Source organism: Cellulomonas citrea (assembly GCF_009829685.1).
Lineage (GTDB): Bacteria > Actinomycetota > Actinomycetes > Actinomycetales > Cellulomonadaceae > Cellulomonas > Cellulomonas citrea.
Window position 1 is genome coordinate 1 of record NZ_VWSD01000074.1, and the last position, 14,061, is coordinate 14,061.

At 74.5% G+C, this 14,061-nt stretch carries 14 protein-coding genes and 2 pseudogenes; 11 read left to right on the plus strand and 5 right to left on the minus strand.

The window, feature by feature from the left end; translation table 11 throughout:
- A pseudogene (locus F2B26_RS09635) lies at nucleotides 1-138 on the plus strand (NADH-quinone oxidoreductase subunit H); the annotation flags it as partial.
- Nucleotides 139-195: 57 nt separating this feature from the next.
- On the opposite strand, the pseudogene F2B26_RS09640 reads toward F2B26_RS09635, so the two are convergent.
- A pseudogene (locus F2B26_RS09640) lies at nucleotides 196-1,170 on the minus strand (cation:proton antiporter domain-containing protein); the annotation flags it as partial.
- A gap of 142 nt (nucleotides 1,171-1,312) precedes the next feature.
- On the opposite strand from F2B26_RS09640, the gene F2B26_RS09645 reads away from it, so the two are divergent.
- A complete protein-coding gene (locus F2B26_RS09645; protein ID WP_159808773.1) occupies nucleotides 1,313-1,840 on the plus strand; it encodes a Dps family protein in 528 nt (175 codons plus the stop codon).
- A 14-nt stretch (nucleotides 1,841-1,854) separates the two neighbouring features.
- Here the strand turns inward: F2B26_RS09645 and F2B26_RS09650 are convergent, their stop codons facing one another.
- Nucleotides 1,855-3,120 carry an RDD family protein gene (locus tag F2B26_RS09650; RefSeq protein ID WP_159808775.1) on the minus strand — a complete coding sequence of 422 codons (1,266 nt, stop codon included), beginning with the start codon at nucleotides 3,118-3,120 and terminating at the stop codon, nucleotides 1,855-1,857.
- 499 nt (nucleotides 3,121-3,619) lie between these two features.
- Between F2B26_RS09650 and F2B26_RS09655 the strand changes: the two genes are divergently transcribed.
- The 7 genes from F2B26_RS09655 (at nucleotide 3,620) to F2B26_RS09685 (ending at nucleotide 9,616) form a co-directional block, all read left to right on the plus strand.
- The gene (locus tag F2B26_RS09655) at nucleotides 3,620-4,411 is read left to right on the plus strand and encodes an SDR family NAD(P)-dependent oxidoreductase (protein ID WP_235929589.1); all 792 of its coding nucleotides are present in this window, start codon (nucleotides 3,620-3,622) and stop codon (nucleotides 4,409-4,411) included.
- On the plus strand, nucleotides 4,408-5,052 hold the full coding sequence (locus F2B26_RS09660) for a TetR/AcrR family transcriptional regulator (protein ID WP_159808779.1): 645 nt from the start codon (nucleotides 4,408-4,410) through the stop codon (nucleotides 5,050-5,052). The genes F2B26_RS09655 and F2B26_RS09660 overlap by 4 nt, the downstream gene beginning before the upstream one ends.
- Nucleotides 5,053-5,139: 87 nt before the next feature.
- Nucleotides 5,140-5,913 carry a hypothetical protein gene (locus F2B26_RS09665; protein ID WP_159808781.1) on the plus strand — a complete coding sequence of 258 codons (774 nt, stop codon included), beginning with the start codon at nucleotides 5,140-5,142 and terminating at the stop codon, nucleotides 5,911-5,913.
- Between the two features lie 2 nt (nucleotides 5,914-5,915).
- Nucleotides 5,916-7,217, plus strand: a complete 1,302-nt coding sequence (locus tag F2B26_RS09670) for an aminotransferase class III-fold pyridoxal phosphate-dependent enzyme (protein WP_159808783.1) — start codon at nucleotides 5,916-5,918, stop codon at nucleotides 7,215-7,217.
- A 1-nt stretch (nucleotide 7,218) separates the two neighbouring features.
- Nucleotides 7,219-8,436 carry an MFS transporter gene (locus F2B26_RS09675; protein ID WP_159808785.1) on the plus strand — a complete coding sequence of 406 codons (1,218 nt, stop codon included), beginning with the start codon at nucleotides 7,219-7,221 and terminating at the stop codon, nucleotides 8,434-8,436.
- A 57-nt stretch (nucleotides 8,437-8,493) separates the two neighbouring features.
- Nucleotides 8,494-8,781, plus strand: a complete 288-nt coding sequence (locus tag F2B26_RS09680; RefSeq protein ID WP_159808787.1) for a hypothetical protein — start codon at nucleotides 8,494-8,496, stop codon at nucleotides 8,779-8,781.
- 55 nt (nucleotides 8,782-8,836) lie between these two features.
- On the plus strand, nucleotides 8,837-9,616 hold the full coding sequence (locus F2B26_RS09685; protein WP_159808789.1) for a putative protein N(5)-glutamine methyltransferase: 780 nt from the start codon (nucleotides 8,837-8,839) through the stop codon (nucleotides 9,614-9,616).
- Between the two features lie 10 nt (nucleotides 9,617-9,626).
- Here F2B26_RS09685 and F2B26_RS09690 read toward each other — a convergent pair whose 3' ends face one another.
- Both F2B26_RS09690 and F2B26_RS09695 read right to left on the minus strand, forming a co-directional pair.
- A complete protein-coding gene (locus tag F2B26_RS09690; protein WP_159808791.1) occupies nucleotides 9,627-10,613 on the minus strand; it encodes a diguanylate cyclase domain-containing protein in 987 nt (328 codons plus the stop codon).
- 108 nt (nucleotides 10,614-10,721) lie between these two features.
- Complete coding sequence (locus F2B26_RS09695) at nucleotides 10,722-11,108, minus strand: PPOX class F420-dependent oxidoreductase (RefSeq protein ID WP_159808793.1); 387 nt, start codon at nucleotides 11,106-11,108, stop codon at nucleotides 10,722-10,724.
- Nucleotides 11,109-11,233: 125 nt separating this feature from the next.
- Here F2B26_RS09695 and F2B26_RS09700 point away from each other — a divergent pair, with 125 nt between their 5' ends.
- Nucleotides 11,234-12,631 (plus strand): serine hydrolase domain-containing protein, encoded by a 1,398-nt coding sequence (locus tag F2B26_RS09700; protein WP_159808795.1) that lies wholly within the window; start codon nucleotides 11,234-11,236, stop codon nucleotides 12,629-12,631.
- Nucleotides 12,632-12,706: 75 nt separating this feature from the next.
- On the opposite strand, the gene F2B26_RS09705 is transcribed toward F2B26_RS09700, so the two are convergent.
- Nucleotides 12,707-13,093 carry an SHOCT domain-containing protein gene (locus F2B26_RS09705; RefSeq protein ID WP_159808797.1) on the minus strand — a complete coding sequence of 129 codons (387 nt, stop codon included), beginning with the start codon at nucleotides 13,091-13,093 and terminating at the stop codon, nucleotides 12,707-12,709.
- Between the two features lie 248 nt (nucleotides 13,094-13,341).
- Between F2B26_RS09705 and F2B26_RS09710 the strand changes: the two genes are divergently transcribed.
- Nucleotides 13,342-14,061: NTF2-like N-terminal transpeptidase domain-containing protein (locus tag F2B26_RS09710; protein ID WP_328698667.1), on the plus strand; the 720-nt coding region annotated here is incomplete at its 3' end.

The following is a 14,061-nucleotide window of genomic DNA, read 5'->3' on the forward strand; positions in this document are numbered from 1 at the left end:
TCGACCGCCCAGGTCATCAGCTACGAGCTGGCCATGGGGCTGTCGCTGGTGAGCGTCTTCGTGCTGGCCGGGTCGATGTCGACCTCGCAGATCGTCGAGTCGCAGAGCAGCTTCTGGTACGCCGTCGAGCCGCTGCCGGAACCGTTCGATCCGGACCTGTCGCTCGCGCTCCTTGCGGGTGCGCCGGTGCCCGAGCAACCACAGCGAGGGTGCGACGAACCCCGCCCGCACCAGCACGACGAGGGTCGCGACCAGCACGCCGAGCCCGAGCGCCACGAGCGGGGAGCCGTGGCTGAGCTGCACGTCGGCGAGCAGCGCCGAGGCCTCCAGCCCCATGAGCAGGAACACCCCGCCCTCGAGCACCAGCTCGACCGTGCGCCACACGGCGGCCTCGGAGAGCCGGTCCGCCGCCGACAGGTCCCGGGCCGAGCCGTAGCCGGTGACCAGGCCCGCCGTCACCGCGGCGACCAGCCCCGAGGCGCCGAGGTGCTCGGTGGGCAGGAACGCCACGAAGGGTGCGACCACGGAGACCGCGACGCTCGCGGCCGGCTGCGCCAGGTGTCGGCGCACGAGCAGGTTGAGCCGCCCCACGACCCAGCCGATGACGACGGCCGCCACGACGGCCCACACGAAGCGTGCCGCGACCCCGCCGAGCGAGACCGCGGCGGCGGTGGCGGCGATGGCCGAGCGCAGCAGCACGAGGGCCGAGGCGTCGTTGAGCATCGCCTCGCCCTCGAGCACCGTGGCGACCCGGGGGGACAGCCCGGCGCGCCGGCCGATGGACGTGGCGACGGCGTCGGTGGGGCTGACCACCGCGCCGATCGCGATCCCGGTCGCGAGCCCCACCCCCGGCACCAGCGCGGTGAGCAGCAGCCCGACGAGCAGCGCCGAGACCAGCACGAGCAGCACCGACAGCCCCGAGATGAACCGCAGGTCGCGCCGGAAGTCCATGGTGGGCAGGGTGATCGCCGAGGAGTACAGCAGCAGCGGCAGCACGATCTCGAGCACGATCGCCGGCTGCACCACGACGTCGGGCACGAACGGCAGCAGCCCCACCCCGATGCCGACGACGACGAGCAGCAGCGGACCCGGCAGCCGGAGCCGGGGGGCGACGGAGGTCACGGCGACGACGGCGAGCACGGCCAGCACGACCGGTCCGAGCAGCTCCATCGCACCAGGCTAGGGGGAGCCGTCCGGTGCCCCGCCGGACGCGGTGCCGCACCGCTCCCGCCGCGCGGGACGGCGCGGGGCGACCTACCGTCGAGACGGACCGCGGGCCGCGAGGCCCGACCACGAACTCCGGGAGTCACCCATGAGCACCACCAAGCCCCAGCTCGACGTCCGCGGCGAGGTCCTCACCGCCCGCCAGCACGGGGAGCACGGGGTGGTCGCCAGCGAGCGGCTCGCCCACCACCTGCAGGCGGTCCTCGTCGACCTCGTCGAGCTGGCGAACCAGGGCAAGCAGGCGCACTGGAACGTCGTCGGCCCCAGCTTCCGCGACACGCACCTGCACCTCGACGCGATCGTCGAGGCGGCTCGCGAGCACGCCGACGTGTTCGCCGAGCGGCTGCGCGCCCTGCACGCGCTGCCCGACGGGCGCAGCACGACCGTCGTCGCCTCGACCACGCTGCCGCAGTACCCCGACGGCGAGGTGTCGTCCGCCAAGACCGTCGACCTGGTGACGACGCGGATCGACGCCACGGTGGCGACGCTGCGCACGGTGCACGACGAGGTCGACGAGGACGACCCGACGTCCGCCGACCTCGTGCACGCCGCGATCGCCGACCTGGAGAAGCTGTCCTGGATGCTGGCCGCCGAGCTGCGCACGCCGCAGGGCTGACCGACCCCCGCCGGTCAGCGCAGCACGAGCGAGCCGACCGCCTTGTCCGAGAAGGCCTGCCGCTTGGCGTCCCACAGCGGCCACAGGAACCCGAGGAACAGCGGGAGCACGTTGAGGATGCCCGCGATCTCGCGGACGAACGCCAGCCACACCCCGAGCGGGCGCCCGGTCGACTCGCGCACCAGGCGGGTCCCGGTGACCACCCGACCGAGCGAGCGGCCGGTGCGCCCGGCGATCACGCACCGGTTGACGAACCAGATGAGCAGGCTGAGGACGTACCCCGGCAGCTCCAGCCGCATGGACTGCTCGTCGCTCAGCTGGGCCCCCGGGTGGGACAGGGCCCAGCTGAGCCCGATGGCGAACGAGAGCAGCGAGGTCGGGATGTTCACGACCAGGGTGTCCACGACATGGGCGAGCACCCGCCAGCCCCAGTGCGCGTACGTGGGCGCCGGCGCCCAGCCGGGGGCCGCGTACGCCGGGAAGCCGGCTCCGGGCTGACCGGACCAGACCGGGGAGAGCGAGAGCGGCGGCCCGCTCGGCGGCGGCTGGTTCTGCCATCCGGGGACCGGTGCGCCGACCGGCACCATCGGGCCCTGCGGCGCGCCGTAGACCGCAGTGGCGTAACCCGGAGCACCGGTCGGCGGTGCGGCGGTCGGCGGTGCGTACGGCCCGCCGCCCGGCGGGAGAGCGGTGCCAGGTCCGCCTGCGGAGCCGCCCTGCCCGGGCGGCGCCCCGAACGGGGAGGTCTGCGGTGAGCCGCCGAGAGGCGATGGCCCAGGCGGGGTGCCGAACCGGGATGCCTGCGGCGCGGCCCCGAACGGGGCGGGCCCCGGCGGCGTGCCGAACCGTGACGACGGATCGCTGTACGCCGATGCGACTGACAGCGGGTCGCGCATGGTCGGGAGCCCGGGCGTCGCCGGAGCGGTCCAGGCCGCCGGTGCGGCGGCGGGGGCCGCGGTCGTCGCGCCGCCGTCCTGAGGACCGAGCTGCTCGGGCGGCAGCGGCTGCGGCTGCCAGGAGAACGTCGGGCCGGTCGGCACCACCGCGGGCGCTGCCGCCGGGGGCGCCGCCTGCGTCGGGGCGACGACGACAGGTGGCGTGGCCACCGGGTCGACCGGCGCGGCGACGACGCCCGGGTCGTACGCGGGCGCTGCCGCCGGTGGTCCCGGCTTGGGACGGGTGTGTGCCGTCCATGCCCGCCCGTCGAAGTAGACGAGGACGCCGGGGCGGCCCGCCTGCTCGTACCAGCCTGGTGCGATGTGCGCCCCTGGATCCCCCATGTCGCCAGTATCGGCGGTGTCGGCGACAGGGATGAGGACTTGTGGACCGGGCCGATGTATCACCGCCCACCTGCCGTCCTCCTCGTCACTGTCGGCGGGGTGGGGGTGCCCGGTCGTTGCCGACGAGGAGAGCTGGGGCGTCGGTCGGCACCGCGTAGGGGTCGGTGCCGACACCGGACACCGGTCGCGTCGGACGGGGAGGGCCGTCGGATGCAGCACGGGACCGCCACGGCTCTCCTCGTCGGACCACTGCGCGGGTCGCGGGCCGAGGGCGCCGGTGCGGCCGCCGGGGTGACCTCGGACGGCCGGCGTTTCGGGCGCGCTACGCACCGACCCCGTCATGTCACGGCCATGTGAACTCTTGCGCCGAGGTCTGTGCAGATCGGGAATCACGAGGCACCCTGAGCGAACTGGGTCGATCGACCCAGTTCGCTCAGGCCCGCACGGGCCGCCGGCCGGGTCACCGGACGGCGCACCCGCCGCACCGACCGGAGGTCCCGTGAACCCCCGACCGCTCGCCCTCGTCACCGGAGCCAGTGCCGGCTTCGGTGCGCTGTTCGCCCGGCGCATCGCCGCGACCGGTGCCGACCTCGTGCTCACCGCCCGCCGCGAGGACAGGCTCACGGCGCTCGCCGACGAGCTCACCGCCGAGTTCGGCGTGACCGCCCAGGTGCTCACGGCCGACCTGGCCGAACCCGGCGCCCCGGCGGGGCTCGTCGCCGAGCTGGCCGAGCGCGGCCTGACGGTGCACGCCCTGGTCAACAACGCCGGCTTCGGCACCTTCGGCCGGTTCGAGGCCGAGGACCCGGCGCGGATCGCCGCCGAGATCGCCGTCAACGTCACCGCACCCACGCTGCTCACCCGGCTGCTGCTGCCGGACCTGCTCGCGGCCCCGGCCGGGTTCGTCGTCAACGTGACGAGCACGGCGGCCTACCAGCCGGGGCCCAACATCGCCGTCTACTCGGCCACCAAGGCCTACCTGCGCTCGTTCACCGAGGCCCTGTGGCAGGAGACCCGGACCAGTCGGCTGCGGGTGCTGGCCATCGCCCCCGGGCCGTCGTACACCGAGTTCTTCCAGGCCGCGGGCTCCGAGGGGTTCGCCGTCGGGCAGGTCGTCACCGCCGAGCAGGTGGTGGACCTCGCGATGCGCGAGCTGCGCCGCGGCGCCAAGCGACCCTCGGTGATCGTCGGGGCCCGCAACGCCGCCCAGGCGGCCGCGGCCAGGTTCGCACCGACCACCCTCACGCTGGCCGTCGCGGACAAGGCGCTCTCCACGCGGGGTGCCGAATGACCCGCATGCCCGTCGCCGAACGCCGCCAGGCGCTGGTCGACGCGACCATCCGGGTCATCGTGCGCGACGGCGTCGCGGCGGCCACCACCCGGGCCGTCGCCGCCGAGGCCCAGATGCCGCTGGCCAGCCTGCACTACGCGTTCGGCTCGAGGGACGCCCTGCTGCGGGCCGTCGCCGAGGAGGTCACCGGCGCCGAGCTGTCCGCCGCGCGGGACGGTCTGCTGCTGCTCGACGAGGGCGACGGCCAGACCCCGATCGCCGAGCTCATGCTCGTCGGGGTCGACCGGTTCGTCGACCTGCTCGTCGAGCACCCCGAACGTGAGCTCGCCCTCGCCGAGCTCACGGTGCACGCCCGCCGCACCGGCATGGACGACCTGCTCGACCACGTGCACACCGTCTACCAGAGCGCCGCCGAGGCGAACCTCGTGCACGCCGCTGCGCAGGCGCACGTGCGCTGGACGGTGCCGGTCGCCGAGGTCGCCGAACAGCTCGTCATGCTGCTCGACGGGCTCACCTGGTCCTGGATCGGGGGTCGCGACGAGGGCACCGCCCGGCGCAACGGCCGGTTCGCCGCCCAGGCGCTGGCCCGGCTCGCCGAACCTGTCGACCACCCCGCACGAGCCGCCGCCGACCCCCGCTAGTCCCGCACCCTCGCTGGTCCCGCACCTCCGCAGTCCCCGCACCCTCCCGCCCCACCCCTGCCCGACCGACCACCCCGGAGCCGCCCGATGCTCACCGACCTGGACCCACGCGCCGCCGCGTACGTCAACCTCAACGCGATCCTCGGCACCATCCCCGAGCTCGTCGCCCGGGTGCCGGAGGCCCGCGACATCGTCGCGCGCGACCCCCGCGCCACGAGCCTCGGGTTCGCGGTGCGCGGCGGGCCGCGCGCCGTGCTCGCCTTCAAGGACGGTCAGGTGCAGCTCGTGCCCGACCGCGCCGCGGCCACGATCGTGCTGCCGTTCGCCGGCCCGGACGCCTTCAACAAGGTGATCGCCGGGACGGCGCAGCCGGTACCGGTGAGCGGGTTCCACCGCATCGGCTTCCTGCTGCATGTGTTCGCCCCGCTCACCGAGCTGCTCACCCGGTACCTGCGGCCCAGCGAGGAGGACAGCGCCGATCCCGAGTTCGTCGCGACGAGCACGATCCTCACGCTCTACGTCGCGTGCGCCGCCGTCGCCCAGCTCGCCAACGAGGACCGGTCCGGCCGCTACTCGGCCGCCCACATGCCCGACGGCGACGTGGCGGTCGAGGCCGGTGACGACCTGGCCCTCACGCTGCGGGTGCGCGACCACCACATGACGTTCGTGCCGCAGGCCTCGCCCGACCCGCGGGCCGGGATGCGGTTCGAGTCGCTCGACCTGGCCGGGAAGGTCCTCTCGGGCCAGGCCAGCGCGATGGCCTGCGTCTGCGCGGGCACCCTCGCCATGCGCGGCACGCTGTCCATGGTGGACAACGTCAGCCGCATCCTCGACCGCGCCGGCCAGTACCTCGGAGAGTGACCATGTCCACCACCACCACCCCCACCGTGACCACCGTCGGCGGCACCGGCGCGCTCTACACCTACGAGGCCAGCCGGGCCGCGATGGACCGGGCGCTCGCGGTCGTCCCGTCGGGCATCTACGGCCACCAGGGCCCGTCCGAGGGCTGCTACGTGCCGGTCACGTCGTTCCCGCTGTTCTCGGCCCGGGCCGAGGGCACCCGGTTCTGGGACCTCGACGGCAACGAGTTCATCGACTACATGTGCGGCTACGGGCCCAACGTGCTGGGCTACCGCGACAAGGACGTGGACGCCGCCGCCGCCAAGCAGGCCTCGCTCGAGGACGTCGTCACCATCCCCTCGCGGACCATGGTCGACTTCGCCGAGAAGCTCGTGGACACCGTGGCCAGCGCCGACTGGGCGTTCTTCGCCAAGAACGGCGGGGACACCACGACGCTCGCGGTGATGACGGCCCGCGCCGCGACGCACCGCAAGAAGATCGTCTTCGTCTCCGGGTACTACCACGGGGTCGCGCCGTGGGCGCAGAAGCTCGACTACCCGGGGGTGCTCGAGGAGGACGTCGCGAACAACCTCGTGGTGCCGTGGAACGACGTGGCCGCCGTGGAGAAGGTGTTCAGCGAGAACCGCGGCGAGGTCGCGGCGTTCATCGCCCAGCCGTACATGCACGGCAACTTCGTGGACAACGAGCTGCCCGCCGCCGGCTACTGGCAGGGCATCCGGCGGCTGTGCGACCAGTACGGCGTCGTGCTCATCGTCGACGACGTGCGGGCCGGCTGGCGGCTCGACCTGGCCGGGTCGGACCACCACTACGGGTTCGAGGCCGACCTCATCTGCTTCTGCAAGGCCATCGCCAACGGGTACAACGTCTCAGCGTTGTGCGGCAAGGCGGCGCTCAAGGACGCGGTGTCCTCGCTCACCTACACCGGCTCCTACTGGATGAGCGCCGTGCCGTTCGCCGCCGGGATCGCGACGATCGACAAGCTCGCGAAGATCGACGGCCCGGCGCTGTTCGCCGACCTCGGCACCCGGCTCACGACGGGTCTGGTGTCGGCCGCCGCGGACCACGGCCTGCACCTCGTGGCCTCGGGCGAACCCGCGCTGTTCTACCTGCGCCTGGCCGACGACAGCTCGCTGCTGCTGCACCAGGAGTGGGTGGCCCAGATGATGCAGCGCGGGATCTTCCTCACCTCGCACCACAACCACTTCATCAACGCCTCGCTCACCTACGAGGACATCGCGCGTACGGTCGAGATCGCGCACGAGGCGTTCGGCGTGGTCAAGGCCGCGCACCCGGAGCTGGGCTGACATGGCGGGCGAGGCGCCCCTCGCGCGGCTGCGGATCGGCGTCGCCGCGACCTACGCGGCCCAGGGCTTCGGCTACGCGAGCGCGGTCACGGCGCTGCCGGGGATGAAGTCGAAGGTCGGCATCGACGACGCGACCGTGTCCCTCACCGTGTTGCTCGGCTGCGTCACGGCGGCGGGCGGCTCGATGCTCGCCGAGTGGGTCTCGACCCGCCGGTCCAGCCGGGTGGCGCTGCTGCTCGGGCTGAGCGTCCAGGTGATCGCGCTGCCGCTGCTCGCGCTCAGCCCGTCGATGGTGCTGTTCGTCGCGGCGTTCGGCATCTACGGGCTGGGCCTGGGCATGGTCGACGCGTCGAGCAACATCCAGGGCGTGCTCGTGCAGCACAAGGCGGGGCGGTCGGTGATGTCGACGTTCTTCGCCGCCTACACCGGTGCGGCCATCGCCGGGGCGCTCAGCATGTCCCAGCTCGCGCACCTGGGCTCGCAGACCGGTGCGGTCACCGGTCTGCTGGTCGCCGCAGTGGCCATCGCGGGGGCGGTCGCGCTGTCCCGCGGCTGGCTGGTGACCTCCGGGGCGGTGACGTTCGGCGCCGGGCACCCGGCACCGGCCAAGGCGCCGCTGCCCACCCGCGGCATCTGGCTGTTCGGGATGATGGTCGCGGTCGCGTTCGTCGCCGACTCGGCGGTCTCCACGTGGAGCACCGTCTACCTGCACGACACGCTGGCCGCCGGCGCGGTGCTCGCCCCGCTCGGGTACGCGGCCTACCAGGTGGCGATCCTGGCCACCCGGCTCGGCGGTGACCGGCTGGTGGCACGCACCGGCCGCGCACCCATGGTGGCGGTGAGCGTCGCGATCGGCATCGGCGGCCTCGTGCTCGTGGCCCTCACGCACAACGCCACGGGTGCCGTCGCGGGCTTCGCCCTCGTCGGGGTGGGGGTCGGCACGCTGGTGCCGCTCACCTTCTCGGCCGCCGGCGAGCTGGCACCGGCCCGGGTGGACGAGGTGATCTCGCGGATCAACCTCTTCAACTACGCCGGTGCGGTGCTCGGCGCCGTGACCCTCGGGCTGCTGTCCTCGGGTCCGGGGCTCGGCCCGGCGTTCATCCTGCCGGCCGTGCTGCTCGTGCCCGCGCTCGTGCTGGCCCGGCGCTTCGACCACCCGGCCGGGCGCGTCCGGGTGGTGCTCCCCGTCCCGGCGCCCGCCGTCGAGCCCCAGGCCTGACGGCGGCGCGTCGGTACGCTGCCCGCGTCGGAGCAGGACGAGCGCTGCGGGGGGCTGGTGCAGGACTCGGACGGCGCCGAGGTGCGCCGACGCTCGTTGCCGATCTGGTGGCAGGCGACGGCCGTGATCCTGGGCGTCGTCTCGGGCCTGCTCTCGATCGCCGCGCTCGTCTGGGACTTCCCGCTGTGGCTGGCGGTTGTCGCTCTCGGGGGTGTGGTGCTGGGTGGGCTGATGTCACTCCCGGTCGTCTACGTGAGCTACGGCAACAGCGGGCGTTCACGCGCCGCCAGCGTGTGGCGGGCCCTCACCGAACCGATCCGGTTCATGTTCCGCTGGATGGTCTGACCTTCTCGGTGGCGCGGCCCGAGGCCGTTGCCGGCCCGTCGGGCACGATGGGCCGATGACCGCTGCGCAGGACCCGCTGGTGGACCCGCTCGTCACCCGGCTGCGCGCCGCCGGGTGCGTGTTCGCCGAGGACGAGGCGGCGCTGCTGCGCGCCGAGGCGCCGGACGCCGAGGCGCTCGAAGCGTGGACGGCGCGCCGGGTCGCGGGCGAACCGCTCGAGCAGGTGGTCGGCTGGGCGCTGTTCGCCGGGCGTCGGCTCGTCGTGGCGCCGGGGGTCTTCGTGCCACGCACCCGCACGCTCGCGCTGGTCCGCCAGGCCACGCCGCTGCTGGCGCCCGGTGACGTGCTCGTGGACCTGTGCTGCGGCACCGGGGCGATCGGGGTGGCGCTCGCCGACGCGGTGCCGGGCATCGAGGTGCACGCCGTCGACATCGACCCGGAGGCCGTGGCCTGCGCCGCGCACAACCTGGGCCCCGCCGGTACGGCCTACGCCGGTGATCTCGACGCCCCGCTGCCGTCGCGGCTGCGCGGCCGGGTGGCCGTCGTCGTGGCCAACGCGCCCTACGTGCCGACCGACGCGATCGCGACCATGCCGCCCGAGGCCCGCGACCACGAGCGCCGCGCCGCGCTCGACGGCGGCCCGGACGGCACCGACCTGCAACGACGTGCGGCCCAGGCGGCCGCGCGCTGGTTGGCGCCCGGTGGCTGGTTCCTGGTGGAGACCTCCCGGCGCCAGGCGTCGGCCACCGCGACCCTCGTCGAGCAGGCTGGTCTGACCGCGCACGTGCACCACGACGACGAGGTCGACGGGACAGCTGTCCTCGGGCAGCGGTAGCCGCGCCCGCTCAGGGCCGGCCGTCCGCGTCCCGGCGCAGGGGAGGGCGCGCCCCCAGCCGAGCGGCGCCGAGCGCGAGGCGCGCGTCGTGCACGACGAGGTCCGGTTCGGCCCAGCCCGGCAGGGACGTGGTGGCGACGGTGAGCGTGCGCGGCCAGGGGATGCGCGAGAGCCGCCCGGTGAGTGTGCGCGGCGCCTGCGCGGCCTGGGCCATCCGCTGCCGCAGCGACTCGACCACCGCACCGACGCGCTCGTCGGGCAGGTCGGGCAGCACGCCGACGGTGAGCAGCTCACCGCTGCCGATCCGGCCGACCTGGCACCCGGTCGGGGCGAGCCGCACGAGCCCGGTGGCGATGTGCCGCAGCACCGCGTCCCCGGCCGCGTGACCGCCCGCCGCGTTGACGGCGTCGAGCTCCTCGACCCGGGTGAGGACCGCCACCACCCGGTTCGGCGTGCCGGTGACGGCTGCGCACCACTCGCGCAGCGTCCGCAGCAGGCGTGCGCGGGACAGCACCGACGTCACCGGGTCGTGCGAGGAGGCGTCGACAAGGGCGTCCACCACAGAGGCGACGAGGACGGCGGTGCTCACCAGCCCCCACGCGTCGCCGGCCACGACGACGTCCTCGCCGAGGAGCGCCTGCGGACGCGCCATGGCAAGGCCGGCGACGTGCACCACCGTCGACTCCGGGCCGACGACGAGCGGGTGCCAGTCGGCGGCCTCACGCACCGGGCGACGGGTGAGCACCGCCCTGCCGTACCCGAGCCGGCCGGTCATCACCTCGCCGAACCGCCGCCGGCTCAGCAGCCCGACGGCGGCCGGCGACCGCGGGTCGAGCACCACGAGCGCGCCGAGCGCCGGGTCGCGCAGCGCGACCTCGACCTCGGCCATCGGGAGCGTCGCCGCGACGGTGAGGGCCGGCCGGGCGAGGGTGCCGACCTCGACGGAGACCGGTTCGGCGGTCGCGGGCACGAGCGGGACGAGGTCCTGGGTGGGCACGTCCTCGCCGTCGGTCGATCAGGCACCACCGATGAGCGGTACCGCCGAACCGTCGGCTCGCGGACGTGCCCACGACACCCGCCGGCCACCCGGGACCGGTGTGACGGGTCAGGCCGGGCGCAGCCGCAGCACGACACGCTCACCCTTGCCGCGGCGCAACCGGTCGCCGAGCGCCGTGAACCGCGCGGTCAGCCCGTACTTGGCGACGAGCGCCGGGGCGGTGCTGGACCACGCCGTCGGCCCCGCGTCGATGGTCGCGAGGGCGGGCACCACCGGGGCGTCCGGGGCGACCCGGCCGCGCATGTCGCAGACCTGCACCGTCGCGCGCGGCGTGTGCCGCAGCCGCTTCACCTTGCCGGTGCCGTCGAGCGTCGTGACGGCCAGGCCGTCGCCGTCCCGCACGGCCCACACCGGGGTCTGCACCGGTTCACCCGTCCGGCGGAAGGTGGTGAGCAGCACGTACTTCGCGTCGGCCAGGTCGAGGAGCGTCGTCACCCCACCAGCCTGCCTGGTGCGAGGGCGGATGCCAACGCAGCCACCTCCGGTGGCACGGTGCCGGCCCCGGGGTAGCCGTGCAGGTGGCGCGCCCGGATGCGACGACGGCGCTAGCGTCGTCACCCATGAGCACCGTCGCCAGCTCCCGGCCTGAGCAGCAGGGCGTGGACCCCGCTGCGATCCGCGCACTCGTGCAGGCCTGGGAGGCCGCCGGGGTGCGGCCCAGCGGGTTGGTGATCGCCCGGCACGGGCACGTCGTGGCCCGCGCCGTGTGGTCGCCCTACGCCGACGGCGACCGGGTGCAGAAGTACTCGCTGTCCAAGACCTTCACGGCCTGCGCGGTGGGTCTGGCGGTCGACGAGGGCCTGCTGCGGGTGGGCGACCTGCTCGTCGACCTGTTCCCGGAGGTCGGCGAGGTCGGCCCGCGCGCGCGGACGCTCACCGTCGAGCACCTGCTGTCGATGGCCACCGGGCACCAGGAGGACACGCTGTCCCGGCTCGACGACTCCGACGTCGTCGGCTCGTTCCTGCACCTGGAGCCCGAGGCGGACCCCGGCACGCTGTTCACCTACAACAGCGGGGCCACGTTCGTGCTGTCGGCGGTGGTGCAGCAGGTGACCGGGCAGCCGTTGCACACCTACCTGCGGCCTCGGCTGCTCGACCCGCTGGGCGTCGGGCCCGTCGAGTGGCTCACCCGCGGCGGCTACGACCAGGGCTTCTCGGGTCTGCACGTCGACGTCGACGCGGTGGCCGCGCTGGGCCTCATGCTGCTGGGCCGCGGTGAGCTGGCGGGCCGGCGGGTGCTGCCGGCCGCCTGGGTGGACGCGGCGATGAGCGTGCACGTGGCCAACGCCACCGACCCGGCGACCGACGACGAGAACGACTGGGCGCAGGGCTACGGCTACCAGATGTGGCGCAGCCGGCACGGCTGGCGCGGCGACGGGGCGTTCGGCCAGCTCTGCCTCGTGCTGCCCGAGCAGGACCTCGTGCTGGCCGCGACCGCCCAGACCGATGCGATGCAGCCCGAGCTCGACGCCGTGTGGGAGCACCTGCTGCCCGGTCTGCACGACGGACCGCTGCCGGACGGTGAGGACCTCACCGACTTCCTCGCCGCGCGCACGCTGCCTGTCATCGCCTCGTCTGCCCCGGCGACCCCGGGTCGGCATGCGCTGACAGCCACCGGGTCGGCCGCGTCGCTCGCCCCGCACGGCACGCTCGTGGTGCGCGACGGGACGCTCGTCGCCGAGCAGCTCGACGGGGCCGTGCTCGTCACGCTCGGTGACGGGTCCTGGGTGCGCAGCAGCACCGTGCTGCCGGACGGCACCACGGTCGAGATCGCCGGGACCGGCGGCTGGACGGCTCCCGGGGTGCTCGACGCCGCCGTCGTGCTGCTGCACTCCCCGCACACCGTGCAGGTGCACGCCGACCTGGCCGCCCGGACGGCCGAGCTGTCCTGGACGACGGTGCCGCTGTGGCCGCTCACGCTGCGCCAGCCGAACGTCGAGACCGTGCTCACCCACTGACCTGCCGCGCTGCGGCGCCCGCCCTGCCCCGGTGCAGCGGCGGGCGTGGGGGGCCGCCGCTGCACCGGGTCGACGTCAGGCCTTGCCGGTCAGGGCGTCGGCCTTGAGGGAGGCGTACTCCTCGGGCGTGATGGCGCCGTCGTCGAGCAGCTTCTTGGCCAGCTCGATCTGGTGCGCCGGCGAGGTGCCCGCCACCTCGCGGATGTAGTCGTCGGTGTGCTGCTGGGCGGCGTGCATCGCCGCGACCTGCCGGTCGCCCATCCCCTTGCCGCGGGCGATGAGGTAGACGAGCGCCGTGAGCAGCGGGAACGCGATGAGGAAGAAGACCCAGACGGCCTTCGCGAACCCGCCCTGCTCCCGGTCCCGGAACAGGTCGGCGACGATCTGGAAGAGCACGACGAGGTAGGCGACGAAGAAGAAGATCTCGACGACCAGCCAGAACGACTGCCACAACGTGTCCACGGCACTGCCTCTCCACCTGGGTCCGGTGACGTCGAACGACGTCCTGAGTCCACGATGCCCCAGGTCACGCCGCACGGCATCCGCAGGCGCGCCGGGTCCGCCGGCCGGTCCGGCCACCGGGTGGATCCCGCGCCGGGGCCCGGACCGGTACGGTCGGGTGGCCGAGCGAGCGCAGCGGCACCAGGGGGAGGGGGCGCTTCCACGTGCGAGGTCTGGGGGGACGCCGCGCACCGCGTGCGGTGGCGGTCATGGCGGCGGTCGGGGTGCTGCTCGCGCTGGGCGCCTGCACGCACGAGGCGGATCCGAAGGATGCCGCGGCGACGCTCGCGAGCGCGCTGTCGTCCGGGCAGCTGGGCACCGTCGCCTGGGTGGACGGGACCGCGCCGGCCGATGAGCTGACGGCGCAGCGGACCGCAGCGCTCACCGGCCTGGGCGACACCCCGGCGCCGAAGGTCGAGGTCGGTGCGGTGGACCGGCACGACACGACCGCGACGGCCGAGCTGCACTGGAGCTGGGCGCTCGGCACACCCGCGATCGACTGGTCGTACTCGACCACTGCGACGCTCACCCTGGTGGACGGCGCGTGGCGGGTCGCGTGGTCGCCCGCGCTGCTCGCCCCCGGCCTGGCCGCCGGGGAGACGCTCGGCGCCACCCGGCTCGGTGCGACCCGCGGCCGGGTGCTCGGTGCCGACGACGCCGTGCTGGTCGAGCCCAGACCGGTGCTGCACGTCGGGATCGACAAGACGAAGATCGACGCGGGCGCCGTCGACGGTGCCGCCCGCGCGCTGGCCGCCGTCCTCGGGCTGGACGCCGACACGTACGCGGCCAAGGCGGTCGCCGCCGGTCCCAAGGCCTTCGTCGAGGCGATCGTGCTGCGGGCCCAGGACCCGGGGGTCGACCTGGGGAAGCTGCGCGAGATCGATGGCGTCCGCCTGGTCGACGGCGAGACCCCGCTGGCGCCGACCCGG

What these genes read in the sequence shown, in the direction of transcription:
- F2B26_RS09645 (WP_159808773.1), top strand. Translation starts at nt 1,313, where the DNA reads ATGAGCACCACCAAGCCCCAGCTCGACGTCCGCGGCGAGGTCCTCACC.
- F2B26_RS09650 (WP_159808775.1), bottom strand. Translation starts at nt 3,120, where the DNA reads ATGGGGGATCCAGGGGCGCACATCGCACCAGGCTGGTACGAGCAGGCG.
- F2B26_RS09660 (WP_159808779.1), top strand. Translation starts at nt 4,408, where the DNA reads ATGACCCGCATGCCCGTCGCCGAACGCCGCCAGGCGCTGGTCGACGCG.
- F2B26_RS09665 (WP_159808781.1), top strand. Translation starts at nt 5,140, where the DNA reads ATGCTCACCGACCTGGACCCACGCGCCGCCGCGTACGTCAACCTCAAC.
- F2B26_RS09670 (WP_159808783.1), top strand. Translation starts at nt 5,916, where the DNA reads ATGTCCACCACCACCACCCCCACCGTGACCACCGTCGGCGGCACCGGC.
- F2B26_RS09675 (WP_159808785.1), top strand. Translation starts at nt 7,219, where the DNA reads ATGGCGGGCGAGGCGCCCCTCGCGCGGCTGCGGATCGGCGTCGCCGCG.
- F2B26_RS09685 (WP_159808789.1), top strand. Translation starts at nt 8,837, where the DNA reads ATGACCGCTGCGCAGGACCCGCTGGTGGACCCGCTCGTCACCCGGCTG.
- F2B26_RS09700 (WP_159808795.1), top strand. Translation starts at nt 11,234, where the DNA reads ATGAGCACCGTCGCCAGCTCCCGGCCTGAGCAGCAGGGCGTGGACCCC.